The 26,080-nt window shown below is 64.1% G+C and carries 27 protein-coding genes; 17 read left to right on the plus strand and 10 right to left on the minus strand.

Annotation, left to right across the window (positions count from 1 at the left end):
* Nucleotides 1–73: 73 nt before the first annotated feature.
* The 4 genes from APH28_RS02325 (at nucleotide 74) to APH28_RS02340 (ending at nucleotide 3,568) form a co-directional block, all read left to right on the plus strand.
* Entirely contained in the window at nucleotides 74–1,120 is a 1,047-nt protein-coding gene (locus tag APH28_RS02325) for a catalase family peroxidase (RefSeq protein ID WP_060507433.1), read from the plus strand.
* Nucleotides 1,117–1,623: a cytochrome b gene (locus APH28_RS02330; RefSeq protein WP_060507434.1), complete on the plus strand. Its 507-nt coding sequence runs from the start codon at nucleotides 1,117–1,119 to the stop codon at nucleotides 1,621–1,623. The genes APH28_RS02325 and APH28_RS02330 overlap by 4 nt, the downstream gene beginning before the upstream one ends.
* A gap of 114 nt (nucleotides 1,624–1,737) precedes the next feature.
* Complete coding sequence (locus APH28_RS02335) at nucleotides 1,738–2,943, plus strand: MFS transporter (RefSeq protein WP_060507435.1); 1,206 nt, start codon at nucleotides 1,738–1,740, stop codon at nucleotides 2,941–2,943.
* 79 nt (nucleotides 2,944–3,022) lie between these two features.
* Complete coding sequence (locus APH28_RS02340) at nucleotides 3,023–3,568, plus strand: cupin domain-containing protein (protein WP_060507436.1); 546 nt, start codon at nucleotides 3,023–3,025, stop codon at nucleotides 3,566–3,568.
* A gap of 37 nt (nucleotides 3,569–3,605) precedes the next feature.
* Here the strand turns inward: APH28_RS02340 and APH28_RS02345 are convergent, their stop codons facing one another.
* A complete protein-coding gene (locus APH28_RS02345; RefSeq protein WP_060507437.1) occupies nucleotides 3,606–4,199 on the minus strand; it encodes a 2-hydroxychromene-2-carboxylate isomerase in 594 nt (197 codons plus the stop codon).
* Between the two features lie 26 nt (nucleotides 4,200–4,225).
* Nucleotides 4,226–4,957, minus strand: coding sequence for an SDR family oxidoreductase (locus tag APH28_RS02350; RefSeq protein ID WP_060507438.1), 732 nt, complete (start codon nucleotides 4,955–4,957; stop codon nucleotides 4,226–4,228).
* Between the two features lie 87 nt (nucleotides 4,958–5,044).
* On the opposite strand from APH28_RS02350, the gene APH28_RS02355 reads away from it, so the two are divergent.
* Both APH28_RS02355 and APH28_RS02360 read left to right on the plus strand, forming a co-directional pair.
* Complete coding sequence (locus APH28_RS02355) at nucleotides 5,045–5,608, plus strand: TetR/AcrR family transcriptional regulator (RefSeq protein WP_060507439.1); 564 nt, start codon at nucleotides 5,045–5,047, stop codon at nucleotides 5,606–5,608.
* Complete coding sequence (locus tag APH28_RS02360) at nucleotides 5,595–6,188, plus strand: DUF4157 domain-containing protein (RefSeq protein ID WP_060507440.1); 594 nt, start codon at nucleotides 5,595–5,597, stop codon at nucleotides 6,186–6,188. Before APH28_RS02355 ends, APH28_RS02360 begins: the two co-directional genes overlap by 14 nt.
* An 80-nt stretch (nucleotides 6,189–6,268) precedes the next feature.
* On the opposite strand, the gene APH28_RS02365 is transcribed toward APH28_RS02360, so the two are convergent.
* Entirely contained in the window at nucleotides 6,269–7,261 is a 993-nt protein-coding gene (locus tag APH28_RS02365) for a bile acid:sodium symporter family protein (RefSeq protein ID WP_371263059.1), read from the minus strand.
* A gap of 118 nt (nucleotides 7,262–7,379) precedes the next feature.
* Here APH28_RS02365 and ampC point away from each other — a divergent pair, with 118 nt between their 5' ends.
* Nucleotides 7,380–8,516, plus strand: a complete 1,137-nt coding sequence (gene ampC / locus APH28_RS02370; RefSeq protein WP_060507441.1) for a class C beta-lactamase — start codon at nucleotides 7,380–7,382, stop codon at nucleotides 8,514–8,516.
* Between the two features lie 295 nt (nucleotides 8,517–8,811).
* The gene (locus APH28_RS02375) at nucleotides 8,812–9,144 is read left to right on the plus strand and encodes a hypothetical protein (protein WP_027916800.1); all 333 of its coding nucleotides are present in this window, start codon (nucleotides 8,812–8,814) and stop codon (nucleotides 9,142–9,144) included.
* Nucleotides 9,145–9,191: 47 nt separating this feature from the next.
* Here APH28_RS02375 and APH28_RS02380 read toward each other — a convergent pair whose 3' ends face one another.
* From APH28_RS02380 to APH28_RS02395, 4 genes are all read right to left on the minus strand, one after another.
* The gene (locus APH28_RS02380) at nucleotides 9,192–9,488 is read right to left on the minus strand and encodes a hypothetical protein (protein WP_060507442.1); all 297 of its coding nucleotides are present in this window, start codon (nucleotides 9,486–9,488) and stop codon (nucleotides 9,192–9,194) included.
* Nucleotides 9,489–9,648: 160 nt separating this feature from the next.
* The gene (locus APH28_RS02385; RefSeq protein ID WP_060507443.1) at nucleotides 9,649–9,837 is read right to left on the minus strand and encodes a hypothetical protein; all 189 of its coding nucleotides are present in this window, start codon (nucleotides 9,835–9,837) and stop codon (nucleotides 9,649–9,651) included.
* 136 nt (nucleotides 9,838–9,973) lie between these two features.
* The gene (locus APH28_RS02390) at nucleotides 9,974–10,294 is read right to left on the minus strand and encodes a YbjQ family protein (RefSeq protein ID WP_060507444.1); all 321 of its coding nucleotides are present in this window, start codon (nucleotides 10,292–10,294) and stop codon (nucleotides 9,974–9,976) included.
* 58 nt (nucleotides 10,295–10,352) lie between these two features.
* Nucleotides 10,353–11,240: an EamA family transporter gene (locus APH28_RS02395; protein WP_060507445.1), complete on the minus strand. Its 888-nt coding sequence runs from the start codon at nucleotides 11,238–11,240 to the stop codon at nucleotides 10,353–10,355.
* A 234-nt stretch (nucleotides 11,241–11,474) separates the two neighbouring features.
* Here APH28_RS02395 and APH28_RS02400 point away from each other — a divergent pair, with 234 nt between their 5' ends.
* Nucleotides 11,475–12,872, plus strand: a complete 1,398-nt coding sequence (locus APH28_RS02400; RefSeq protein WP_060507446.1) for a cytosine permease — start codon at nucleotides 11,475–11,477, stop codon at nucleotides 12,870–12,872.
* 65 nt (nucleotides 12,873–12,937) lie between these two features.
* Here APH28_RS02400 and APH28_RS02405 read toward each other — a convergent pair whose 3' ends face one another.
* Both APH28_RS02405 and APH28_RS02410 read right to left on the minus strand, forming a co-directional pair.
* Nucleotides 12,938–13,693 carry a class II aldolase/adducin family protein gene (locus APH28_RS02405; protein WP_060507447.1) on the minus strand — a complete coding sequence of 252 codons (756 nt, stop codon included), beginning with the start codon at nucleotides 13,691–13,693 and terminating at the stop codon, nucleotides 12,938–12,940.
* Between the two features lie 52 nt (nucleotides 13,694–13,745).
* Nucleotides 13,746–14,789, minus strand: coding sequence for an ABC transporter substrate-binding protein (locus tag APH28_RS02410; protein ID WP_060507448.1), 1,044 nt, complete (start codon nucleotides 14,787–14,789; stop codon nucleotides 13,746–13,748).
* Nucleotides 14,790–14,976: 187 nt separating this feature from the next.
* Between APH28_RS02410 and APH28_RS02415 the strand changes: the two genes are divergently transcribed.
* From APH28_RS02415 to APH28_RS02450, 8 genes are all read left to right on the plus strand, one after another.
* Nucleotides 14,977–16,929, plus strand: a complete 1,953-nt coding sequence (locus tag APH28_RS02415) for an FAD-dependent oxidoreductase (protein ID WP_060507449.1) — start codon at nucleotides 14,977–14,979, stop codon at nucleotides 16,927–16,929.
* 39 nt (nucleotides 16,930–16,968) lie between these two features.
* Nucleotides 16,969–17,571, plus strand: a complete 603-nt coding sequence (locus APH28_RS02420) for a helix-turn-helix domain-containing protein (RefSeq protein WP_060507450.1) — start codon at nucleotides 16,969–16,971, stop codon at nucleotides 17,569–17,571.
* Between the two features lie 176 nt (nucleotides 17,572–17,747).
* Entirely contained in the window at nucleotides 17,748–18,587 is an 840-nt protein-coding gene (yghU, locus tag APH28_RS02425; RefSeq protein ID WP_060507451.1) for a glutathione-dependent disulfide-bond oxidoreductase, read from the plus strand.
* Between the two features lie 137 nt (nucleotides 18,588–18,724).
* Nucleotides 18,725–20,428: an amidase gene (locus APH28_RS02430; RefSeq protein WP_060507452.1), complete on the plus strand. Its 1,704-nt coding sequence runs from the start codon at nucleotides 18,725–18,727 to the stop codon at nucleotides 20,426–20,428.
* 104 nt (nucleotides 20,429–20,532) lie between these two features.
* Nucleotides 20,533–21,204: a transcriptional regulator gene (locus APH28_RS02435; RefSeq protein WP_060507453.1), complete on the plus strand. Its 672-nt coding sequence runs from the start codon at nucleotides 20,533–20,535 to the stop codon at nucleotides 21,202–21,204.
* Nucleotides 21,201–22,118, plus strand: a complete 918-nt coding sequence (locus APH28_RS02440) for a pyridoxal-phosphate dependent enzyme (RefSeq protein WP_060507454.1) — start codon at nucleotides 21,201–21,203, stop codon at nucleotides 22,116–22,118. Before APH28_RS02435 ends, APH28_RS02440 begins: the two co-directional genes overlap by 4 nt.
* A gap of 178 nt (nucleotides 22,119–22,296) precedes the next feature.
* The gene (locus tag APH28_RS02445) at nucleotides 22,297–23,394 is read left to right on the plus strand and encodes a carboxynorspermidine decarboxylase (RefSeq protein ID WP_060507455.1); all 1,098 of its coding nucleotides are present in this window, start codon (nucleotides 22,297–22,299) and stop codon (nucleotides 23,392–23,394) included.
* Nucleotides 23,395–23,427: 33 nt separating this feature from the next.
* Nucleotides 23,428–24,672 (plus strand): saccharopine dehydrogenase family protein, encoded by a 1,245-nt coding sequence (locus tag APH28_RS02450; RefSeq protein WP_054887353.1) that lies wholly within the window; start codon nucleotides 23,428–23,430, stop codon nucleotides 24,670–24,672.
* 161 nt (nucleotides 24,673–24,833) lie between these two features.
* On the opposite strand, the gene APH28_RS02455 is transcribed toward APH28_RS02450, so the two are convergent.
* On the minus strand, nucleotides 24,834–25,880 hold the full coding sequence (locus tag APH28_RS02455; RefSeq protein ID WP_060507456.1) for a class I SAM-dependent methyltransferase: 1,047 nt from the start codon (nucleotides 25,878–25,880) through the stop codon (nucleotides 24,834–24,836).
* Nucleotides 25,881–26,080 lie beyond the last annotated feature (200 nt).

Raw genomic sequence — 26,080 nt, forward strand, 5'->3', positions numbered from 1 at the left:
TCTATTCCCGCCGATGGAATAAGTTTTTCTCCGCCTCGTCGTACTGGCACCTTCACTGAACCGGATGACGACCATGAATTCACCCTTGCAAGGCCCCGCCAAGGCGCTGCGCCTGGCCGGCATAGGCGCCGTGATGCTGGCGCTGGGCGCCGGCTTCGCCTATGCGGCCGGCTGGATCGGCGGGCCGCAACTGACCCCGCAACGCATCATCGACACCTTCGAGGCCCAGGCCGACCACTACGCGGGCTATCGCAAGAACCACGCCAAGGGCCTGTGCATCAGCGGCTACTTCCAGCCCAGCGGCCAGGCCGCGAGCTTGTCCACTGCACGGGCCTTCAGCCAGGCACGGGTGCCGGTGATCGGCCGTTTCGCCATTGGCGGTGCCAACCCGTTCGCCCCGGACACCGGCGTACCTGTGCGCAGCCTGGCAATCCAGTTGAGCACTGATGACGGCCAGATCTGGCGTACCGGCATGAACAACCCACCGGTGCTGGCTGTGAGCACCCCTCAGGGCTTCTACGACCAGGTGCTGGCAGGCGCGCCCGACCCGGCCACCGGCAAACCGGACCCGGCAAAGTTGCAGGCCTTCTTCGCCGCCCACCCGGAAAGCGCGGCGTTTCGCCAGTGGGCAGCGAGCTACAAGCCCAGCGACAGCTTTGCCAGCACCCAGTACCACAGCATCAACGCCTTCCGCCTGATCGATGCCAGCGGCACCGCGCACCCGGTGCGCTGGCAGCTCGAACCGCAAACCCCCTTCAGCGCATTGCCCGGCAAGGTCGACGACAAGCAGTTCCTCCAGCACGACCTGCAACAGCGTTTGGCCCAGGGGCCACTGCGCTGGACCCTGCGCCTGGTCCTTGCCGACCAGGGCGATGCCGTGGACGACCCGGCCCGCCCATGGCCGGCCGAGCGACGCAGCGTCGATGCCGGCACCTTGGTGGTCGAGCAGGTCGACGCCCCCGAGCAAGGCGCCTGCCGCGACCTGAACTTCGACCCTTTGATCCTGCCCAGCGGCATACAGCCTTCTGCCGACCCGATCCTCGCCGCCCGTTCGGCGGCCTATTCGGAATCTTTTAACCGCCGCAGCCGCGAGTCGCTCGGCGCAGGAGCACAGCGATGAAACCTGAAGTCTTCCACCCATGGGCACGCCTGGTTCACTGGCTGATGGCGATCCTGATCATCTGCATGCTGTTCATCGGCGTGAGCATGGTCGGCGACCTCTCACTGCGCCACCCGCTAATGGTCGAACTGCACAAGGCCACGGGCCTGGCCTTGCTGGTACTGGTGATCGTGCGCATAGCCCTGCGCCTGACCTTGCCACATCCGCCGTTGCCAGCCGACCTGCCAGCGCTACAGCGCTTCGCTGCTGGCGCCTCGCACCTGCTGCTCTACGGCCTGATGCTGGCGATGCCGCTGCTGGGCTGGGCGATGCTGTCAGCGGGCGGCTATCCACGCCCGCTGCAGCTGCCGGCGATTGTCCCCCATGACTTGCAGCTGTACGCCGTGCTGCGCCAGGCCCACGGCTGGGCCGGTTACCTGCTGTTCGCCACCGTGCTGGTGCATCTGGGGGCAGCACTGATGCATGCCTTGGTGCGCCGGGACGGCGTGTTGCGTAGCATGTGACCTGGCCCCATGCGGCGCAGCGAGTGACAGGCTGATGCCCGGGCGGGCTCGACAAACAGCAATTATTCTCATTAATCTCGGCAGCTTTGTTGTCGACCTGCCCTGGACTGCCTCATGAACGTTGCAAAGGACCCTGCATTACTGTCACCCGCCAACACGCTGGACATGCGTCCGCTGCTGCTGGCCAACATGGCCTGCACCCTGTCGATGATGGCCTTCGTCGCGCTGATCGGGCCGATCTCGCGCCTGCTGGGCATGGCCACCTGGCAAGCCGGCGCGGCCGTGACCGTGGCCGGCGTGGTCTGGGTGCTGCTGGCGCGTCCGTGGGGACGGTTGTCTGACCGCCTGGGGCGCCGCCGTATCCTGTTGCTGGGCAGCGCCGGCTTCACCCTGGCCTACTGGCTGCTGTGCCTGTTCGTCGAAGGGGCGTTGCGCTGGCTGCCGGGGGCGGGCCTGGCGTTCGTCGGGCTGATGCTGGCACGCGGGTGCATCGGCGCTTTCTACGCTGCCATCCCGGTGGGTTGCAACGCACTGATTGCCGACCATGTGGAGCCACAGCGCCGGGCTCGGGCCATGGCCTCGCTGGGCGCGGCGAATGCCGTCGGCCTGGTGGTGGGGCCGGCGCTGGCAGCTGTGCTGGCACAGCACAGCCTGAGCTTGCCGTTCCATGTCATGTCGCTGCTGCCGGCCAGCGCCTTCCTGGTGCTGCTATTCAAGCTCAAGCCACAGCCCCTTGCGCAAAGCCATGCGCCCAGCCCCGTGCGGCTCAGCGACCCGCGCCTGCGCAGGCCACTGCTGGTGGCCTTCAGCGCCATGCTCAGCGTCACGGTATCGCAGATCGTCGTCGGCTTCTTCGCCCTCGACCGCCTGCAGCTGGCACCCACCGATGCCGCCCAGGCGGCGGGCATCGCCCTGACCACCGTTGGCGTGGCGTTGATCCTGTCGCAGGTCGTGCTGCGCCAGCTGGAGTGGCCGCCCCTGAAGATGATCCGGGTGGGCGCCAGTGTGTCGGCACTGGGTTTTGCCTGCGGCGCGCTGGCCACCACGGCGCCGTGGCTATGGAGTTGCTACTTTGTCGCTGCGGCCGGCATGGGCTTTGTATTTCCGGCATTTTCCGCGCTGGCGGCCAATGCCATGCAGGCTTCGGAACAAGGTGCTACCGCCGGCTCGATTGGCGCCGCCCAGGGCATGGGCGCGGTGATCGGACCACTGGCCGGCACGCTGGTCTATGCCGTGGACCCACGCTTGCCTTTCCTGGCAGTTGCGCTGCTGTTGCTGCTGGTCGGGCTGTGGCCGCTGCCGCGCGAGCAACGGGCCTGACAAGCACAGCGCGCAAGCGTGAAGAGTGTGTTTTAATGCGTCGCTAATTATTTTAAACACCTCTGATTACAAGGCGGCTATGGACACGGGGACGCGACTCAAACTGGTGCGTGAACGCAACAACCTCTCCCAACGGGAACTGGCCCGCCGCAGCGGGTTGACCAACTCGACGATCTCGCAGATCGAACAGAACCGTGTCAGCCCTTCGGTCAGCTCCCTGAAAAAGCTCCTCGAAGGGATCCCCATGAGCCTCGCCGAGTTTTTCAGCTTCGACGAGCCGGTGCGCGAAGAGCGCTTCGTATTCCGCGCCAGCGAGCAGCCAGACCTGGGCCGTAACGGCCTGCGCATGCTGCTGGTCGGCGCCAGCGTCGAGGCCCGGCAGATGCGTATGCTGCGCGAGCTTTACGCCCCGGGTGCCGATTCCGGCGAGCCGATCGTACATGCCGAAGGCGAGGAATGTGGCCTGGTCACCCGTGGCACCGTGGAACTGTGGGTCGATGGCCAGGTGAGCATCCTCAACTCGGGTGATGGCTACTACATCCCCACTACCCTGCCGCACAGTTTCAAGAACATCGGCCAGGACGAGGCTGAGATCATCAGCGCCAACACCCCGGCCAATTTCTGAGTCAGTTGGCCTCGCCCCTTGGCGAGGCCATCGCGCATCAACGGCTCAGCGCTTCTTCGACGAAATCCAGGCGATCCTGGCCGAAGAACATCTCCCCGTCGACAAAGCAGGTCGGCGCACCGAACACACCCCGCGCAACCGCCTGCTCGGTCACCCGCTTGAGTTCGGCCTTCACCTCGCCATCCGCCGCCAGCGCATGGAATGCCTCAGGGTCGAAGCCGGCCTGGCGGAGCGTTTCATCCAGTGCCTGGCCATCGCTCAAGTTGCGCCGGTGTTCCCACAGCCCCTTGAACAGTACGGCCAACAACGCTTCGAACTGCGCTGAGGCACGGAGCTGAATGCCCATGGCGCCGCGCATCAGGGTCAGCGTATTCACCGGGAACCCCGGCGGCAGCCCGAACGGCACGCCATAGCGGCGGGCATAACGGGCGAGGTCGGTGAACATGTAGCGGCCCTTGGCAGGGATCATCGCCGGCGATGCATTGCCGGTGGCCTGGAACACCCCGCCCAGCAGCATGGGCCGGTAAATCAGGGTGGCGCCATGTCGGGCACATAGTCCCGGCAACTGGGTCCAGGCCAGATAACTGGCCGGGCTACCCAGGTCGAAATAGAACTCCACGGTCTTGCTCATGCGTCACACTCCTTGGTCGGTCAGGCTTACCAGCGCTCCATCCACGGGCGCAGGTCCAGTTCGAAGGTCCAGGCGTCACGGGGCTGGGCATGCAGGAACCAATAGCTGTCGGCGATGTGTACCGGGTCGAGAATGCCGTCCTGGTCCTTCAGCGCATAGCGTTCGGGGAACGTGTCGCGGATGAACGCCGTGTCGATGGCACCATCCACCACCACATGGGCAACGTGTATGTTCCGCGGGCCTAGCTCCCGCGCCATGCTCTGGGCCAAGGCGCGCAGGCCATGCTTGGCCCCGGCAAAGGCGGCGAATCCTGCAGCGCCGCGAGTGCCTGCTGTGGCCCCCGTGAAAAGAAGGGTGCCACGCTCACGGGTGACCATGCGCCGGGCCACGGCCTGGGCCGTGAGGAAGCCCGCGAAGCAAGCCATTTCCCAGATCTTGAAGTATTTGCGTGGCGTCTCCTCAAGGATACTGCACGGCACATTGGCGCCGATATTGAAGACAAATGCTTCGATCGGGCCAATATCGCGCTCGATGGTGTCAACGAGCTCGGCTACCTCCTCTTCCTTGCGCGCATCCGAGCCGAAACCATGGGCCTGGCCACCTTCTGCGCGAATCTCATCGATCAGCGGCTGTAGCTTGTCGGCCTGACGGCGGGTCACGCAGGCGACGTAGCCCTCGCGGGCAAAGCGTTTGGCGATCGCGCCACCGGTGGCGTCCCCGGCACCGATCACCAGCACCACTTTTTGTTGTTCTGCCATGCCTGTCTCCATTGGTGAATGATCGTTTAGTAAACGAACGCTATGTTATGATCGCCCCCATCGTCAAGCAGCGCGAAGAGGTCGTGCATGCGCTACTCCACCGAACACAAGCAGCAGACCCGCGACAGGCTGCTGGCCAGCAGTGGCGCGCTGGCCAAGCGCGGCGGGTTCTCCAGCACCGGCGTCGCCGGGCTGATGAAGGCCATCGGCCTGACCGGCGGCGCCTTCTACAACCATTTCCCGTCCAAGGACGACCTGTTCACCGAGGTGGTCCGCCAGGAGTTGTGCAACAGCCCGCTGGCCCGCCTGGCCACCCAGGGTGCCAGCCGCGAACGCCTGGCCCGCTGCCTGCAGCAGTACCTGAGCCTGGCGCACCTGCACAATGCCGAGGGCGGCTGCCCGCTGCCGCCGCTGGGGGTGGAGATCGCCCGCGCCGAGCAGCCTGTACGCGAAGAAGCCGAGCACTGGCTGGTCAGCCTGCATGCAGCGTGGAGCGAAACCCTGGAAGACCCGGCGCTGGCCTGGGTGCTGATCAGCCAGTGCGTCGGCGCACTGGTGGTCGGGCGCATGCTCGCCAGTGAAACGGTGCAACAGCAGTTGCTCGATGCCAGCAAAGGCTTTGTCGTCAGGGCTTTGAATGAAGCGGATTAACCTGCTGTTGGGGCTGCTGCTGGCAGCGCCCGCCCTGGCTGAACAGGCCTGCCCGCCCGGGCAGTATCAGGTGTGCCTGATGGGCTGCTTCTGCGCGCCGATCGACCCCGGCCAGGCCGGGCAGGTCCTCAAGGATGTCGAGACCGTGGCATCGAGCAGCCTGGCGTTTGCCTTGCAACAGGCGCGCGACGAGGCCACGGCCAGCGGCAGTCAGCCGATCCCCTTGCACATCCGCGCGCAACTTGAGCCTTGGTACGATTTTGCCGTGCTCGATGCGGCTCGCTACCGGGTCGGTGACGAGCAGCAGGTCACAGCGGCCAACGCCATGCTCCAGAACCCGGACGTGAACGCGGTAACCCTGATCGACACCATCATTTTCCGCCATGCCAGCGATGCCGAGGACAACGTGGCGTTGTGGGCCCATGAACTGAAGCATGTGCAGCAGTATCAGCAGCTGGGGGTGAGTGAGTTTGCCCGGCGCTATACGCGCAATTACGAAGCGCTGGAAGGGCCGGCCTACAAGATCGAGGCCGAGGTGGGGAAGGCATTGCGCGAGCGCAGTTCCGGGCAGGCTCGATAGCCTGCACCGGCCTCTGTGGGTGCGGGCGCGTCGGGGCGCCGAACCGCCGCGAAGAGGCCGGTGCAAGCAAGATGCAGCTGTCAGGAAGAAGCCGTAGCGCCCTCACCCACCGGCTCGCGGCTGGCATAACGCTGCGCCAGCACCGCACACACCATCAACTGGATCTGGTGGAACAGCATCAGCGGCAGGATCATCGCGCCAATGCCGCTACCCACGAACAAGACCTGGGCCATCGGCACCCCGGTGGCCAGGCTCTTCTTGGAACCGGCGAACAGGATGGTGATGCGGTCTTCCAGGCTGAAGCCCAGCACCTTGCCCAGCATGCGCGTGCCGAACAGCACCACTGCCAGCAAGATGCCACAAACGGCGAAGAGCCCGGCCAGGTGCTGCGGCGACACGGTGTGCCACAGGCCAGTGACCACTGCCTCGCTGAACGCGGTGTAGACCACCAGCAGGATCGAACCCTGGTCGACGGCCTTCAGCCAGCGGGCATTCTTCTTGACCCAGGCGCCGATCCAGCGACGTGCAACCTGCCCGGCCACGAACGGCACCAGCAATTGCAGGGTGATCTTCAACACCGCGTCCAGCCCTGAACCGGTATCGCCACTGGCGCCCAGCAGCATCATCACCAGCAACGGGGTGAGGAAGATACCAATCAGGCTCGAAGCCGCCGCACTGCAGATGGCCGCCGGCACGTTGCCGCGGGCCAGTGAGGTGAAGGCGATGGCCGACTGCACGGTAGCGGGCAGCGCGCACAGGTACAGCACGCCGAGGTACAGCTCGTTACCGACCAAGGGCACGAACAGCGGCTTGAACGCCAGGCCCAGCAGCGGGAACATCACGAAGGTGCAGGAGAACACCAGGAGGTGAAGGCGCCAGTGACCAGCGCCGGCAATGATCGCCTCACGCGACAGCTTGGCACCGTGCAAGAAGAACAGCAGGCCGATCGCCAGGTTGGTCAGCCAGCCGAAATACACCGCGCCGTCGCCCGAGCAAGGCAGCACGGTGGCGATCAGCACCACCCCGAGCAGGCACAGGGTGAAGTTGTCGAACAACATGCGCAAATACTTCATAACAGTTTCCATCTTGTCGTTGTACAAGGGCAGACGATAAGGTTTGTGGTTTTTCCCTGCTAACGCCGGAACCCCCATCGGTGTCGCTCAACGGACACGCCCTCGAAAAGGACCTTACATGCCGCCCGTACGCCTTGCTCCACTATTGATGATTTTCAGCCTCGCTACGGCGCACGCTGCCGAGCCGCTACAGGCCCAGGTGGACGAGGTCATCCGGCCTCTGATGAAAGAACAGGACATCGCCGGCATGGCCGTGGCGGTCTACATCAACGGCCAGGCCCACTACTTCAGCTATGGCGTGGCCAGCAAGGCCAACGGCAAGGCGGTCACCTCCGACACCCTGTTCGAGATCGGTTCACTGAGCAAGACCTACACTGCCACCCTCGCCGCCCTGGCCAGCGCCGAAGGCAAGCTCGACCTCGAGGCCCCTGCCCGGCGCTACCAGCCCGCGCTGGCTGGCGCGCCACTGGGCGATGCCAGCGTGCTGGAGTTCGGTGCCTACAGCGCCGATTGCCTGCCGTTGCAGTTCCCCGATGAGGTCCAGACCTCAGAGCAGACCTTGGCGTTCTTCCGCAACTGGCAGCCGCGCACCGAGCATGGCACCCAGCGTTGCTATTCCAACCCGAGTCTGGGCCTGTTCGGTGACCTCGCAGCACGAGCGCAACAACGCCCCTTCGCCGAGGTCATGACCCAACACCTGCTGGCGCAGATGGGCTTGCGACACACGTACCTGCAGGTACCGCAGAGCGCGCAGGGCCTGTATGCCCAAGGCTATGACGCGCAGAATCGCCCGGTGCGCGTCAGCCCGGGCCCCTACGCCGACGAAGCCTATGGCATCAAGACCAGTGCCAGCGACCTGCTGCGCTATCTGCGCCTGCACATGCAGCCTGCGGAACTGCTGCCGGCACTGCGCAAGGCCACCGCCATCACCCAGGCCGGCTACTTCAAGGTTGGCGCCATGACCCAGGGCCTGGGCTGGGAACGCTACCCTTACCCGGTCGCGCTGGACACGCTGGTCGATGGCAACAGCCCGCGCCTGATTCGTGAACCCCAGGCCACCCAGCGCCTGAACCCGCCTCTGCCTGCCTTGCCAGCGGCCTGGTACAACAAGACTGGTTCCACCAGCGGTTTCGGTGTCTATGCCGCCTTCATTCCGGCAGAAGGCAAGGCCATCGCCCTGCTTGCCAACCGCAATTACCCCAACGAAGCCCGCGTGCGCGCGGCCTTCCAGATCCTTTCCAGCCTTGACCGCTGAGTCACCGCTGAGTGGATTGTTAGACAAGATGTAGTGCATAAAAATATTCACTACAAAACCATTGACGCCCTTCATCCGCCTTGTGCATGATGAAGCCGTCTCCCTGATCGGGAGCGGTGGCAAGGGTGTTCCAGACGGTTTGCGCGGTAACGCAGGCCGTCCGTGGAGAGGGAATCTGTCCAAAAGGCAGCGTGAGAAAGCCCCTGTTGCGATGCTGCTGTAGCAGCCTTGGTAGTGCGCTACATCCTGTGGCGCCAACTGTGACAATCAACAACAAATAGGTGATGGGGGCTTTATGATGAACTTGAACAACAATCCGACAATCGACCAATTGGCCCAGCTGTTCGCGGTACGCAAGGACAGCCTCGACGACCACCTGCTGTGGGTCAGCCAGACCGGCGAGGTGCGCATCGACCGCCTGCCGCCGAACACGGTCGAAGATGAATTCGAAGCGCACCTGCCCAGCATGCGCGCCCGCTTCAAGGTCTACCGCCGTGGCCAAGGCTACGTCGGCAAAAAGGCCGCCGCCGATACCGAGTTTGTCGGCCGCGTCCTGCAGACCCTGCAACAAGAATGGCCCGCCGCCCGTGAGCGGCAGGCAGTCAAGGTGATCGAACCGCTGAACTGAGGGTTCGCCACCACTTATGGAGCCCGGCCTGCATAGGCCGGGCTTTTTCATGCCCGCCGTTGACGCTGCGGCATCGGTAACGCACCGATGGCCAGCGCCCGCGCCCGGTTCACGCCCCACACCAGCGCGCGGGTCATGGTTTCGCCGGGCCGCGCCGGGTAGTACTCCTCCAGCAGTGCCCTGCCGTCCTGGCCGTAGAGCCCAAGGAACAGCTGCGTCGCGCCGAGCCGCGACAGGCGCACCTGGATATCCAGCGAAGTGCCGTCGCTGAGCACTTCGTCATGGCAGCGGCTATGCAACTGTGCATCGGCCCACTGCCAATAGGTCTCGTCCCTGACTCGCATGAAAAATCAATCCTCTCTTTCCTGGATGCAGCGCCAGAAAACCACAACCGCTCCGCCACCGCGAGGGCAACCTGCGGTTACCATGAGCAGGATCAAGCAACACCAACAAAAACCCCGCCGTTGGGCGGGGATCTGTGCGCAGGTTCACTTTTTCGCAGGCCTATTTCCTGGCCGGCACCCGTAATGTGAAGCGGCCCTTCTTGATGCGCTGCAGGTAGACGGGCTTGAGGTCTTCCGACTCTTCCAGGGTCATGTGGGCAAAACCCAGGCGGAAAGCTGCCTGGCCACAACGCACCTGGCTGTTGATCGGGAATGCATCATTGGCGTCTTCGAAAAAGGACTCACTCATGCCCTGTCTCCGTTCAGTGGCGACCGCGTCGACCAGCAATGGGCTGACCTGAAAAACGCGACCTGTGCCAGTGAGACTAGCCGGTCACAAGCGGACTGCCCGGACGAAACCTGCAGACCCGACCAGTGGCATTTGGCTACTTCAGCCGCACGGCAGTACCGGTGGCGAACACTACGACCATGCCGCCTTGCATCGACGGCATGCTGATTTCGAAGTCCACGCCTACCACGGCATCGGCTTGCAACTGCCGTGCCCGCGCCATGAGTTCCTCGGTGGCCTGCTCGCGGGCCTCGCGCAGCGCGCTTTCCAGGGTCTGTGAACGGCCACCGAAGAAGTCACGAAAACGTGTGAAGAAATCGCGCACGAAGTTGATGCCCTGCACCGATTCGGAGCTGACCACGCCAAGGTACTCGGCGATGGGGCGGCCTTCGAGCTGGCTGGTGGTGGAGATGATCATGTAGAGCTCCTTGGCCTTGCAAAAAGGCCAAGTCTAACAAATGCGCCGGCCGCTTCCGCTATTGAGCGCTTGCCGCGCGCAACCGCTGCCCCAGCTTCGACCCAAACACATTGACCAGCAGGCCGAGCATCACCAGCAGCGCGCCCCAGCCCTGCACCGCCGTCAGCCGCTCACCCAGCAACCACGCCGACGAACTCAGGCCGATCACCGGTACCAGCAGCGAGAATGGTGCCACCTTGCCCGCAGGGTGGCGCGACAGCAGTTTGCTCCACAGGCTATAGCCGAGCATGGTGGCAACGAATGCCAGGTACGCCAGCGCCAGCACCGAGCTCCAGCTGATATTGGCCAGCGCATGGCCGATCCGCTCCGGCCCTTCCAGCCACCACGACAAAGCCAGGAACGGCAGCGGCGGAATCAACCCGCCCCAAATCACCAGCGCCACCAAGTCCACCGAACCAAAGCGGCGGGTAATGATGTTGCCCATGCCCCACATAGCCCCGCCACACAAGGTCAGCAGCAGTGCCACCAGCGGTACATGGCCGCTGTCCTCGCTGCCGATCAGCGCCAGGCCGCTGGCCGCCACCACCAGGCCGAGCACGCTGGCCAGGCGCAGGCGTTCACCAAGAAACAGCGCGGCAAAGCCGAGGGTGAAGAACGCCTGCGACTGCAGCACCAGCGACGCCAGGCCCGGCGGCATGCCGCTGTACATGGCCTGAAAAAGAAAGGCGAACTGGCCCAGGGAGATGGTCGCACCATAAGCAATCAGCCAGCGCCACGGCAGCTTCGGCCGCTTGACCAGAAGTACGGCCGGGAACGCCACCAGCAGAAAGCGCAATGCCCCCAGCAGCATCGGCGGCAAGCCATCGAGGCCGACCTTGATGACCACGAAATTGATTCCCCAGGCGACGATCACCACCAGGGCAATCAGCAGGTCCTTGAGCGGCATTGCAACTTCCTTCTTCAGGCGTTCTAGACATATTTCGTAACAGCATAAGGCCATTTTCCGACCATGGACCAGCACAGTTACGGCCAACCCTTATAGAACAGATTAGCTGTTACGCCCTGCAGACTTCACTTGACCTTACTTGTATAGACATGCTCACATCAGGCAGACGCCATCCGCGCCACGCGCCGGCGATGGCCCTCGCCCTCACACAACAACAATGAAGTGGAGCCCTCAATGTCTCGCAAATCCGTGCTCGAACGGCGCTCTATCGACTACATCCCCGAAGCCGAGCGCCATGGCAAGCTGTACAGCCAGTTCACCCTGTGGCTCGGTGCCAACCTGCAGATTACCGCCATCGTCACCGGCGCCCTCGCCGTGGTGCTCGGCGGCGACGTGTTCTGGTCGCTGATCGGTTTGCTGCTGGGTCAATTGATCGGCGGCGCAGTCATGGCCTTGCATGCGGCTCAAGGCCCGCGCCTGGGCCTGCCGCAGATGATCTCGAGCCGGGTGCAGTTCGGCGTGTATGGCGCAGCCATCCCGATGGTGCTGGTGTGCCTGATGTACCTGGGTTTCACCGCCACCGGCACGGTGTTGTCTGGCCAGGCCATCGGCCAGTTGCTGAGCGTCAGCGACAGCACCGGCATCCTCATCTTCGCCTCGGTGATCGTGCTCGCCACCCTCGCCGGCTACCGGGTGATCCACTGGATTGGACGGGTTGCCAGCGTGCTGGGCATCATTGCCTTCGTCTACCTGTTCAGCCGCATCCTGATGCTCGCCGACATCGGCCAACTGCTGGAAAATCGCCACTTCAGCTGGGCCACCTTCCTGCTCGCGGTGTCGCTGGCGGCCTCGTGGCAGATCGCCTTCGGCCCCTATGTGGCGGATTATTCGCGCTACCTGCCGAGCAGCACCTCGCCGGTGAAGACCTTTTTCGCCGCCGGCCTGGGCTCGGTCATAGGTGCGCAAGCGTCGATGATCCTCGGCGTGTTCGCCGCAGCCATCGCCGGCGGGCAGTTCAGCGGGCGTGAAGTGGCCTACATCGTCGGCCTTGGCGGGGCCGGCACCACCGCTGCGCTGCTGTACTTCAGCATCGCCTTCGGCAAGGTGACCATCTCGACGCTGAATTCCTACGGCAGCTTCATGTGCATTGCCACCATCATCAGCGGCTTCCGTGGCCACCTGGCCATCAGCCGCCTGCAACGCCTGGTGTTCGTGCTGGCCATCGTCGGCGCTGCCACCCTGGTGGCCCTGCTCGGTCAGCATTCGTTCCTCAGTGCGTTCAAGTCGTTCATCCTGTTCCTGCTGACCTTCTTCGTGCCCTGGAGCGCGGTCAACCTGGTGGATTACTACTTCATCACCAAAGAACGTTACGACATCCCGGCCCTGGCCGACCCGGAGGGCCGCTACGGCCGCTGGAACTGGCCTGGTATCAGTGTCTACACCCTCGGCGTACTGGTGCAGATGCCGTTCATCGACACCAAGCTGTACACCGGCCCCATGGTCGCGCACCTGGGGGGCGTGGATGTGTCGTGGCTGATCGGCCTGGTGGTGCCGAGCGTGTTGTACTACTGCGTGGCGCGCCGGCGTGCCGCCGAGGCACCGGCCAGCATGATCGTGCCGCAGGCGCGCTGATGGCGGCTTGCTGAGTGCTCCTGCACTGGCCTCTTCGCGGGTACGCCCGCGAAGAGGCCAGTGAGTCAGTCGCGATAGTCAGGGGCAATCCGCTCCAGCATCCGCAACAAAGCCCCCCAGGCCAGTTGCACTGCATCCGGGTCATTCAGCTCGCCCTGCTTCAACCCGCGCATCGGCTCGTTGAACTGCCGCTCGGTATGCGCACACACCGCCTCCGACGGCAGCACCAGCTGCCCGGCACTCTGCGCCGCCAGCTGAATGTCGCAAGCCTTCTCCAGGTAATACATGCGCAAGAACGCCTCGGCCACCGAGCGCCCGGTGGTCAGCAAGCCGTGGTTGCGCAGGATCATCACCGGTTTGTCGCCCAGGTCTGCCACCAGCCGCTGTTGCTCGTCCAGGTCCAGGGCGATGCCTTCATAGGTGTGGTAGGCGACCTTGCCATGGAACTCCATCGACATCTGGTTGACCGGCAGCAACCCGCACTCCAGCGCCGCCACCGCGCAACCGGCGCGGGTGTGGGTGTGCAGCACGCACTGGGCATCTTTGCGGGCGGCATGGATGGCGCTGTGGATGACGAACCCGGCCGGGTTGACCGGGTATTCGGTGGGCTCAACCGGGCGGCCCTGCAGGTCGATCTTCACCAGGCTCGAGGCCGTGATCTCTTCGAACAGCAAGCCGTAGGGGTTGATCAGGAAATGGTGCTCGGGGCCCGGCAGACGCAGCGAGATGTGGGTGAAAATCAGGTCCGACATACGAAAGTGGGCAATCAGGCGGTAGCAGGCGGCCAGTTGCTGGCGCAGGGTCTGTTCCGTGGCGGTCATTGTTATTCTTCCTGTTGTAATTGGGGCCGCAAAGCGGCCCCGATAAGCTACATCATTTACTGGCCCAGGCATTGAAGCGCTGTTCCAGTTCCTCGCCATGGTCGACCCAGAACGCCACATTCATCGCCAACGCCCCCTGCAGGTTCTCCGGTGAGGTCGGTACCCAACTGGCCAGCGAAGGGTCAAGCTTGGCCGCTGCCTGGGTATTGGTCGGCCCATAAGGGATCTGCTCGACATAACGCACCTGGGTATCCGCCTGGTTGGCATAGCTGATCAGGCGCTTGGCATGGTCGACATGCTTCGAGCCCTTGATGATCGCCCAGTAGTCCATGCCATACAGGCTGCCAGGCCAGACCACCGCCAGCGGGCTGCCTTGCTGCGCCGCCACGGCGATGCGGCCACTGTAGGTCGAGGTCATCACCACATCCCCCGCGGTCAGCCACTGCGCCGGTTGCGCGCCAGCGTCCCACCACTGAATGTACGGCTTGAGCTCGGTGAGCTTGGCAAAGGCGCGCTCGACACCCGCCGGAGTCGAAAGCACCTTGTACACGTCATCGACCTTGACCCCGTCGGCTAGCAAGGCGAACTCCAGGTTATACACCGCGCGCTTGCGCAGGCCGCGTTTGCCCGGGTACTTCTGCACGTCCCAGAAATCGGCCCACGAGGTCGGCGCCTGGGCCAGCTTGTCGCGGTCGTAGGCAATCGCCACGCTCCACACCAATGCCGCTGAGCCGCAGTCTTGCGCGGCATCGGGGATCAGTTCCGCGGCATGCCCCAGGCGCTGCCAGTCGAGGCGCTCGTAGACGCCCTCGTCGCAGCCGCGCATCAGGTCGGGCCCCTCGATCTGCACCACGTCCCAGTCGACATTCCCGGTATCGGCCATCACCTGGATGCGCGCCATCTCGCCGTTGTATTCGCTCTGGATCAACTTGCTGCCGTCCTGGGCGCTGAAAGGCTGGAAGATCGCCACATCCTGGGCTTTCTGACCGGCGCCGCCATAGCCGACCACGACCATCTGCGGCGCCGCTTGCGCACTGCCCAGGCCCAAGGCCAGCAGCGCTGCGCAAAGGCTGGTACTGCGAGGAAATGCCTGCATCGAGTTGCCTCCTGTCGGTACCTTCGCGCCACAGCTCGAAGGCCCGTTTCTTGTTGTAGTGAGGTCACGCGCCACTGCCGTGGCTGGGAAAAAGCTAGACGGCCACCAGTAAAAAAACAAGTTGATTTTTTACTGGAGCTACACTTTCATGAGAAAAACAAGAACGACTCTGCACCGGAGCTGCCTCATGACAACCGCTTTCGCCCACCTGTTCGAACCCCTGCAGATCCGTGGCAAACGCCTGAAAAACCGCATCATGTCGACCGGCCACGACACCTGCCTGCCCACCGACAACCTGGTCAATGACAAGCTCATCGCCTACCAGCGCGCCCGTGCCGCCGGCGGTGCCGGCCTGATCGTGCTGCAGGTGGCCGGGGTGCATGACAGTGCCCGCTACACCTCACACGTGCTGATGGCCACCGACGACGCCTGCATCGACGGTTACCGGCGCCTGGCCGAGGCCTGCCACGCCCATGACACGGTGGTGTTGTCGCAGCTGTTTCACCCAGGGCGGGAAATCATGGAATCGGCGGACGGCCTGTTGGCGGTGGCCTACTCGGCTTCGTCGGTGCCCAACGAGCGCTTCCGGGTGATGCCGCGCGCGCTGGACCAGGCAATGATCGACGAGATCGTCCAGGGTTACGCCAGCGCAGCCAGGCGCTTGCACCAGGCGGGCCTGGACGGGGTCGAGGTGGTGGCGAGCCATGGCTACCTGCCGGCGCAGTTCATCAACCCGCGGGTCAACCAGCGCAACGACGGCTACAACGGCGAGCTGGAACAGCGCCTGCGCTTCCTGCGTGAAGTGCTGGCAGCGGTCAGGGCGGCCACCGACGAGCAGTTCATCGTCGGCCTGCGCGTCAGCGCCGACGAGCGCGACAGCGAAGGCCTGAGCGAAGACGAATCCCTCGCCGCCGCCCAGGCCCTGCAAGACCAGGTCGACTATCTGCACATCGTTGCCGGCACCTCGGCATCACTGGGGGGTGCCGTGCATATCGTGCCGCCCATGGCCATCGCCCCGGCTTACCTTGCGCGCGAAGCCGGCACCTTCAAGCAGCACCTGAGCATCCCGCTGTTCGTCACCGGGCGCATCAACCAGCCGCAGGAAGCCGAACTGATCCTAGCCCGTGGCCAGGCCGACGTCTGCGGCATGACCCGCGCGCTGATCTGCGACCCGCAGATGCCGGCGAAGACCGAGCGCGGCCAGGTCGAGGACGTGCGCGCCTGCATCGCCTGCAACCAGGCCTGTATCGGCCACTTCCACCGCGGGCTGCCGATTTCCTGTATCCAGCACCCGGAAACCGGACGCGAGTTGCAATACGAAACCCCTGCCCCCGCTACAACACGCAAGCGCATCCTGGTGGCCGGTGGCGGCCCTGCCGGCATGAAAGCCGCAGCCGTTGCTGCCGCCCGTGGGCATGACGTCACGCTTTACGAAGCCAGTACACAACTGGGCGGGCAGATCCAGCTCGCCCAGTTGCTGCCCCGGCGCAGCGAATTCGGCGGCGCCAGCACCAACCTGCAGCGGGAAATGGAACTGGCCGGCGTACGCGTAGTACGTAATACGCGCGTTGACCGCGCCCTGGTCGAACGCGAACGTCCCGACCTGGTCATTGCCGCGACCGGCGCCACGCCCTACTGGCCAGCTTTCGAACGCAGCGGCGAGCTGCAAGTGGTGGATGCCTGGCAGGTGCTGCGCAACGAGGCCACCCTCGGCCGCTCCGTGCTGGTGATCGACTGGCGCAGCGACTGGATTGGCCCCGGCATCGCTGAACGCCTGGTTCGCGACGGCCATCAGGTGCAACTGGCAGTGAACGGCACCCACTGTGGTGAAGCGCTACCGCTGTATGTACGCGACCAGATGGCTGGCGAGCTGCACCGCCTCGGCATCCCGATCACGCCTTATGCCCGCCTGTACGGCAGCGACGACAACACCGTTTATCTGCAGCACACCGCAAGCGGCGAGCCGATGATCTTCGAAGGTATCGACACCCTGGTGCTGTGCCTCGGCCACCAACCTCAGGACACCCTGGCAGCGGAACTGTCCGGTTTGGTGGAAGTACGGCGCATTGGCGACTGCCTAGCCCCACGCACGGTCGAAGAGGCCATCCACGACGGTCTGACAGTTGCCTGGGCGCTTTGAGCCTGGCCATACTGCGGCTTTCCCGATGGACCGAAGCGCATGAGCCAGCAACCCCAGTTCCCGCCCGCCGCCGAAGATGGCAGTGCCGCGCCGCAGTTCCTCGGTGGCCGCATCCGCGGCCTGCGCAAGCGTCGCGGCATGACCCTGGCAGAGCTGGCGGCGCACAGCGAGCTGACCGCCGGCTACATCAGCCAGCTGGAACGCAACCTGTCGTACCCGTCGATCCCGGCGTTGTTCAACATCGCCCGCAGCCTCGGCGTCACCATCCAGTGGTTCTTCGCCAGCGAAGCCACCACCGCGCCTGAAGACCAGGGTTATGTGGTGCGGCGCAACAGCCGGCTGAGCGTGCATTACGAGGACGGCATCGTCGACCAGCTGCTCACCCCGCAACCCAACCGCCAACTGGAAATGCTGCATTCTCGCTTTCCGCCAGGCACCTACAGCCAGCAGAGCTACAGCCATGAAGGTGACGAAGCGGGCTATGTCCTCTCGGGCAGTTTCGAGGTGTGGGTGGGCGAGCGTCACTTCCTGCTGGGCGAAGGCGACAGCTTCAGCTTCTCCAGCCAGGAGCCGCACCGCTATGGCAACCCGGGCGAAGTGGACGCCGTGGTGATCTGGGTGATCACCCCGCCAACATTTTGAAAAGACCTGCCAGCTGGCCTCGTAACACCGTTGCCTGCAATCACGGCCTACATCGCGGCACGGCTTGCAGATGACGCCCGCGCCCAATGCATTTGCGCTTTTCTCCGAACCCGTGGCATAGATGCAGGTCCACGTCTTTAGTGGTCGCTTTCGCGCTTTCCAAGGAGAACCTCTGCATGAGCAAGCCCCCCTACGTACCGCCCAAGGTCTGGCGCAACGATGCCGCGTCCGGCGGCCAGTTCGCCAGCATCAACCGGCCGATCGCCGGGCCGACCCATGACAAGGACCTGCCGGTCGGCAAGCACCCGCTGCAGCTGTACTCCCTGGCCACCCCCAATGGCGTCAAGGTCACCATCCTCCTCGAAGAGCTGCTCGCCCAGGGCTACAGCGGCGCCGAATACGACGCCTGGCTGATCCGCATCGGTGACGGCGACCAGTTCTCCAGCGGCTTCGTCGAGGTCAACCCCAACTCGAAGATCCCTGCCCTGCTCGACCGCAGCGTCGAGCCACCGGTGCGGGTATTCGAGTCCGGTTCGATCCTGCTGCACCTGGCGGACAAGTTCGGCGCTTTCTTACCCAAGGCCCCGGCCGCACGCACCGAAAGCCTGAACTGGCTGTTCTGGCAGATGGGCGCCGCGCCTTATCTGGGCGGAGGTTTCGGCCACTTCTATGTGTACGCACCGGAAAAGTTCGAGTACGCCATCAACCGCTTCACCATGGAAGCCAAGCGCCAACTCGACGTGCTTGAGCGCCGCCTGGCGGTCAGCCGCTACCTGGGCGGCGACGAATACAGCATCGCCGATATCGCCGTGTGGCCGTGGTACGGCCAATTGGTGCGCGGCAACCTGTATGGCGCGGCCGAGTTCCTGGCGGTGGATGAGTACCCGCATGTGCAGCGCTGGGCCGAGGAAATTGCCCAACGCCCGGCCGTGCAGCGCGGCACTCGGGTCAACCGTACCTGGGGCGATGAAGCCAGCCAGGTGCCCGAGCGGCATTCAGCGGCCGACCTGGATTGACGACCGCGGGGCCGCAGCGCGGCCCCGACAATGCCCCAATGCAAAAAACCATTTCTGCGGCGCAAACCTCCCTCCCCTGATCCCTTCTTGTACACTCCTCGCACTAAGCCCCAACCTGCACAAATTTTGGTGAAAGCATGATCGAGGTAACCGAGGTTTCCATTGCCGAGCTGCGCGACGCGCTCGAAACCGGCCGCACGACGGCGGTCGAGCTGGTCAAGGCCTACCTGGCACGCATCGACGCCTACGACGGCGCCGACACCGCCACCGCGCTGAACGCCGTGGTCGTGCGCAACCCTGAAGCGCTCAAGGAAGCCGAGGCCTCCGACGCCCGCCGCGCCAAGGGCCAAACCCTCAGCCCGCTGGACGGCATCCCCTACACCGCCAAGGACAGCTACCTGGTCAAGGGCCTGACCGCCGCCTCCGGCAGCCCGGCATTCAAGGACCTGGTCGCCCAGCGCGACGCCTTCACCATCGAACGCCTGCGCGCTGCCGGTGCCGTGTGCCTGGGCAAGACCAACATGCCACCGATGGCCAATGGCGGCATGCAGCGTGGCGTCTACGGCCGCGCCGAAAGCCCGTACAACGCCAACTACCTGACCGCACCGTTCGCCTCCGGCTCGTCGAACGGCGCCGGTACCGCCACCGCGGCCAGCTTCAGCGCCTTCGGCCTGGCTGAGGAAACCTGGTCGAGCGGCCGCGGCCCGGCATCGAATAATGGCTTGTGCGCCTACACCCCGTCGCGTGGCGTGATCTCGGTACGTGGTAACTGGCCGCTGACCCCGACCATGGACGTCGTGGTGCCGTACGCCCGGACCATGGCCGACCTGCTGGAAATCCTCGACGTGGTGGTTGCCGACGATGCCGACAAGCGCGGCGACCTGTGGCGCCTGCAGCCGTGGGTACCGATCCCGGCCGCCTCCTCCGTACGCCCGGCCTCCTACCTTGAGCTGGCCGTCGATGCCAGCCCGCTAAAGGGCAAGCGTTTTGGCGTACCGCGCATGTACATCAACGCCGACGCCGAAGCCGGCACCTCCGAGAAGCCAGGCATCGGTGGCCCGACCGGCCAGCGCATCAACACCCGCGACAGCGTCATCGACTTGTGGAAACAGGCGCGCCAGGCCCTGGAAGCGGCCGGCGCCGAAGTGCTGGAAGTCGACTTCCCACTGGTGTCCAACTGCGAGGGCGACCGCCCGGGCGCACCGACCGTCTACAACCGTGGCATCGTCAGCAAGGAATTCCTCCATGACGAACTGTGGGAACTGTCGGGCTGGGGCTTCGACGACTTCCTGCGGGCCAACGATGACCCGAAACTGAACCGCCTGGCCGATGTCGATGGGCCGCAGATCTTCCCGCACGACCCCGGCACCCTGCCCAACCGTGAGGACGACCTGGCCGCCGGCATGGACGAATACGTCAACATGGCCAAGCGCGGACTGAAGACCTGGGACCAGATCGAGACCCTGCCCGATGGCCTGCGCGGGCTGGAACAGACCCGCAAGATGGACCTCGAAGACTGGATGGACGCGCAGGGCCTGGACGCCGTGCTGTTCCCGACCGTGGCCGATGTGGGCCCGGCCGATGCCGACGTTAACCCGGCCTCGGCCGACATTGCCTGGAGCAACGGCATCTGGGTGGCCAACGGTAACCTGGCGATCCGTCACCTGGGCGTACCGACCGTAACCGTGCCGATGGGTGTGATGGCCGATATCGGCATGCCTGTAGGGCTGACCTTTGCCGGCAAGGCCTATAGCGACAATGCGCTGCTGAGCTTTGCTGCGGCTTTTGAATCGACCGGTTCGCGCCGGATGATTCCGCCGCGCACTCCAGCCCTGGGCTAATTAAGGCATTCGCGGGCATGCCCGCGAATGGGCCTGGAAAAGCCAATCGCAAAATTCAACTAATCGTGTAAAAATACACGCCACGTTGAATTTTGTGATTTCCCATGTCTCCAGCCGAAGAACGCCAACTCACCCTCACCGTCCTCAAGGCCGCCATCCAGGCCCTGGGCAGCGTTGCCGCGCGCAACATGGAAATCCTCCTGCACGACCTCGACCATCCGGAACACTCCGTGGTGGCGATCGTCAACGGCCACCTCTCCGGCCGCGTGGTCGGCAGCCCGATCCTTGCCGCACCGGAGCAGGACCAGGGTTTCAAGGCCCTGATGCAGGCCAGTGCCGATCAGCAAGGCTCTGCCCCCGTGGTATTGCCCGATTACCCCACCACCCTCAAAGGCCGCACCCTGCGCAGCGCCACGGCCATCTTTCGCGACAGCAGCGGCCACCCATTCGCCAGCCTCTGCGTCAACACCGACGTCACCGGTCTCGACGCCGCCATGAGTTTTCTCCAGCAGCTGCAGCCGCTCGGCGCCTCCCCTGCCGAGGCAAGCGAGCCCGCCGACATGGCCATGTTGATGAGTGAGATCATTGCCGACTCGCTGCTGCGTACCGGCCATGGCCGGATGAACAAACAAGCCAAGGTCGAAGCCGTACGCGTCATGCAGGAGCGCGGCCTGTTCATCGTCAAGGGCGGGGTGGAGAAAGCCGCCGCCGCCCTGGGTGTGACCCGCTACACCGTTTACAACTACCTGGAACAACTGCGAGGAGCCCGCCAATGACCCTGCACATCGAGACACCGCTGATCGAATCCCGCCCGCTGTCGCTGGCCGCTGGCCGTTCGGTCTGGCTCAAGCTCGACGCCCTGCAGCCCTGTGGCTCGTTCAAGTTGCGCGGGGTCGGCCATGCCTGCGAGGTTCATCACGCCCGTGGCGCCGGCCATTTCGTCTCGTCGTCAGGCGGTAATGCCGGGCTGGCCGTGGCCTATGCCGGGCGCAAGCTGGGCGTGCCGGTGACCGTGGTGGTGCCCGAGACCACCACCGAACGGGCCAAAGAGCTGCTGCGCCTGGAAGACGCCAAGGTAGTGGTGCATGGCAGCTCGTGGCAAGAGGCCAACGAACTGGCATTGACCTTGGTCGGCGAAGGCGATGCCTTCATCCATCCGTTCGACGACCCACTGCTGTGGGCCGGGCATGCCAGCCTGGTCGACGAAGTCGCGGCGACCGGGTTCAAACCGGATGCTGTGGTGCTGTCGGTGGGCGGCGGCGGGTTGCTCAGTGGCGTGGTCGCAGGCCTGCAGCGCAATGGCTGGGGCGATGTGCCGGTGCTGGCGGTGGAAACCGCAGGCGCCGCATCGTTGCATGCGGCCATGCAGGCGGGGCACACGGTGGCGCTCGAACGCATCGCCTCGGTGGCCAGCTCGCTGGGCGCCAAGCGCGTGGCCGAACAGGCCTTGGCCTGCACCCGGCAGCATCCCGTGCACAGCCACCTGGTCAGTGACCGGGCAGCGCTGGAGGCCTGCGAGCGGTTCCTGCTGGACCACCGGGTGCTGGTGGAGCCGGCGTGTGGAGCGGCGCTGGCGCTGGCTTATGAGTCTGCTGCGCTGGCCAATTACAAGCGTGTGCTGGTGGTGGTTTGTGGGGGAGCTACTGCAACGTTGGAGCAGATTCAGGCGTGGTTGAAGCAGGTGGAATGAACGGCGGTATGGGCGCCGGGTGCTTGCCATTGGTCAGCCTGTCATCAGTATGTTCACATACCCCTGTACTTCTAAACCTACCACTGCCGAAACAATTCACCATCCGCCCTTTCGATCTGCGGCAAGTGAAGGCACAATGCGGGTCTTTTTTTTGGCCGGCCTGGCCGGGGGCCTTTAAATGATCAAGACGCCGTACTACCTCATCGACAAAACCAAGCTGCTGAGCAACATGGAGAAAATCGCCTACGTGCGCGAAAACTCCGGTGCCAAGGCGCTGCTCGCCCTCAAGTGCTTTGCCACCTGGTCGGTATTCGACCTGATGCAGCAGTACATGGATGGCACCACCTCGTCCTCGCTGTTCGAGCTCAAGCTCGGCCGCCAGAAGTTCGCTGGCGAGACCCACGCCTACAGCGTGGCCTGGGCCGATGACGAAATCGAGGAAATGCTCGAGAACTGCGACAAGATCATCTTCAACTCGATCGGCCAGCTGCAGCGCTTCGCCGAACAGTCCGAAGGCAAAATCCGCGGCCTGCGCGTCAACCCGCAGGTCAGCAGCTCCGACTACCTGCTGGCCGACCCGGCCCGCCCGTTCAGCCGCCTTGGCGAGTGGGACCCGGCCAAGATCGAGCAGGTGATCGAACAGATCTCCGGCTTCATGTTCCACAACAATTGCGAGAACGGCGACTTCAGCCTGTTCGACAAGATGCTGTCGCACATCGAAGAACGCTTCGGCCACCTGCTGCACAAGGTCGAGTGGGTCAGCCTCGGTGGCGGCATCCACTTCACCGGCGAAGGCTATGCGCTGGACGCCTTCTGCGCGCGCCTGAAAGCCTTCTCGGAAAAATACGGCGTGCAGGTCTACCTGGAGCCGGGCGAAGCCGCCATCACCAACAGCGCCTCGCTGGAAGTGACCGTGCTCGATACCCTGTTCAACGGCAAAAACCTGGCCGTGGTCGACAGCTCGATCGAAGCACACCTGCTCGACCTGCTGATCTACCGCCTCAACGCCAAGATGGCCCCCAACGACGGCGAGCACACCTACATGGTCTGCGGCAAGTCGTGCCTGGCCGGCGACATCTTCGGCGAGTACCAATTCGATCGTCCGCTGGCCATCGGCGACCGCCTGTCGTTCATCGACACCGCCGGTTACACCATGGTCAAGAAAAACTGGTTCAACGGTTTGAAGATGCCATCGATCGTGGTCAAGCAACTCGACGGCAGCGTCGAGGTGGTCCGCGATTTCGGTTTCGAAGACTACGTTTCCAGCCTGTCGTAAGACCGGCTATCCAAGTAAGGAGCAACAGGTAAATTGAAGAAGAACGTTCTTATCATTGGTGCAGGAGGTGTCGCCAAGGTGGTGGCCCACAAGTGCGCGCAGCATAACGACGAACTGGGTCGTATCGCTATCGCGTCACGGAACATCTCCAAATGCCAGGCCATCATCGACAGCGTCAAGGCCAAGGGTAGCCTCAAGGTTCCCGCCGACATCCAGGCCTTCTCGCTCAACGCCCTCGATGTCGAGGCGACCAAGGCACTGATCCGCGAGACCGAATCGCAGATCGTGATCAACGTCGGTTCCGCCTTCCTCAACATGTCGGTGCTGCGTGCCTGCATCGATACCGGTGTCGCCTACCTGGACACCGCCATCCACGAAGAGCCGGGCAAGATCTGCGAGACCCCGCCGTGGTACGGCAACTACGAGTGGAAACACCTCGAAGAGTGCCAACAAAAGAACATTACCGCCATTCTCGGCGTCGGTTTCGACCCGGGTGTGGTGAACAGCTACGCAAAACTTGCGCAGCAGCAATACTTCGACAGCATTGATTCGATCGACATTCTCGACGTCAATGCCGGTTCGCACGGCAAGTACTTTGCCACCAACTTCGACCCGGAAATCAACTTCCGCGAGTTTACCGGGCAAGTGTGGAGCTGGCAGAACAGCCAGTGGACCAGCAACACCATGTTCGAAGTCAAGCGTACCGACGACCTGCCAGTGGTGGGTTCGCAGAACCTGTACCTGACCGGCCACGACGAAGTTCATTCGATCTCGAAGAACCTCAACGTGCCGAACGTGCGTTTCTGGATGAGCTTCGGCGAACACTACATCAATGTGTTCACCGTGCTGAAGAACCTTGGCCTGCTCTCCGAGCAACCGGTGAAGACTGCCGAAGGCCTGGAAGTGGTGCCACTGAAAGTGGTCAAGGCCGTGCTGCCAGACCCGGCCTCGCTGGCCCCGGGCTACACGGGCAAGACCTGCATCGGTGACCTGGTCAAGGGCACCAAGGACGGCAAGCCGCGCGAAGTCTTCATCTACAACGTGGCCGACCACGAAGAAGCCTACGCCGAGACCGACAGCCAGGGCATTTCCTACACTGCCGGCGTACCGCCAGTGGCCGCAGCCCTGCTGGTCGCCCGTGGGGAGTGGGATGCCAAGCGCATGGTCAACGTCGAGGAGCTGCCAGCCGAGCCGTTCCTCAAGGCGCTGGACGTGATGGGCCTGCCGACCCGCGTGAAAGATGAAAATGGCGATCGTCCGTGGGACGCTGAAGCTTAAGCCGTAAACAGAAGGGGCGCCAACAGGGCGCCCCTTCTGCTTTTCCAGGCCCTGCCTCTTCGCGGGCTCGCCCGCTCCCACAGGTACCGCACAGGCCTCGAACACTATGCATTACCTGTGGGAGCGGGCGAGCCCGCGAAGAGGCCGGCACAAGCTGCCACCTATTTCCGGGCCTCCAGGATCAGGTTGAACGGTGTCTGCGTCGCCCGCCGGAACTGCCTGAACCCCGCCTCCTCGAACACTGCCCGCAACCGCGCCTCCCCAGCCTGCGCACCCAACCCCAGCCCCACTTCCTGGGACAACGAATTAGGTGTGCAGATAAACGTCGACGCCGCATAGAACAAGCGCCCGACCGGCGTCAGGTTGCCCTCCAGCGAGTCCTCGGCATACGGCTCCACCAGCATCACCGTACCGTCAGCCTTCAATGCCCGGTAGGCATGCTTCGCCGCGCCCACGGGGTCGCCCATGTCGTGCAGGCAATCGAAGAAGCACACCAGGTCGTGGTCATGGCCTGGGTAGTCCTTGGCCGAGGCCTGCTTGAAGCTCACGCGCTCCGTCAGCCCGGCCTCGCGTGCCCGTTCGCTGGCCGTGGCAATGGACGGTGCATGGTAGTCGTAGCCCGAGAAGGTAGAAGCCGGAAACGCCTGGGCCATGACCAGGGTCGAGGCGCCATGGCCGCAACCGACATCGGCCACCTTGGCCCCGGCCTGCAGCTTGGTCACCACACCCTCGAGCGCCGGCAGCCACTGCGCGACCAGAAAGGTGCGGTAGCCAGGCCGGAAGAAGCGCTCGGTGCCACTGAACATGCACGGATGGTGGTCCCCCCAGGCCAGCCCGCCGTCGCCGCGCATGGCCGCCACCAGTTTGTCCTTGTCATGGAACAGCGCCGCGATCACCGCCGCTCCGCCGGCCATGTAGGCCGGCGAGTCTTCCAGCGCCAGGGTCATGGCCTGTTCCTCAGGCAATACGAAGGTGCCGTTGTCATGCACCATGTAGCCGGAAGCCGCCTGGGCGTTGAGCCACTCGCGCACCAGCCGCGGGTGGCAACCGGTCTTCGCCGCCAGCGCCTCGGGGCTGGTCGGCTGGCTGTCGGCCATGGCCCGGTACAGCCCCAGTTCGTCGCCAAGAATCACATTGGCCAGGGTCGCCGCAGCGCCCATGTCACCCACCAGCTTGCCCATGAATTCATGAAGCCTTGCCTCGTCCATGACCTGCCCTCCTCTGGAAGAAGGCCATCGCCAGCGAGGGACATCCGCTCCGGGGAGGCGGTGGTCGATTGAATGGTGTCGGCTCGCAACATCGAACCCGCCAGTAAGTTTAGAAGCAAAAGCCCCACCTGACCGAGTACCTGCGGGCAGACGTTCAAGTAACAATTCCTAAACAACAATGTGACATTTTTTTTCAGCTT

The sequence above is a fragment of the Pseudomonas sp. NBRC 111124 genome, from assembly GCF_001320245.1.
GTDB lineage: Bacteria > Pseudomonadota > Gammaproteobacteria > Pseudomonadales > Pseudomonadaceae > Aquipseudomonas.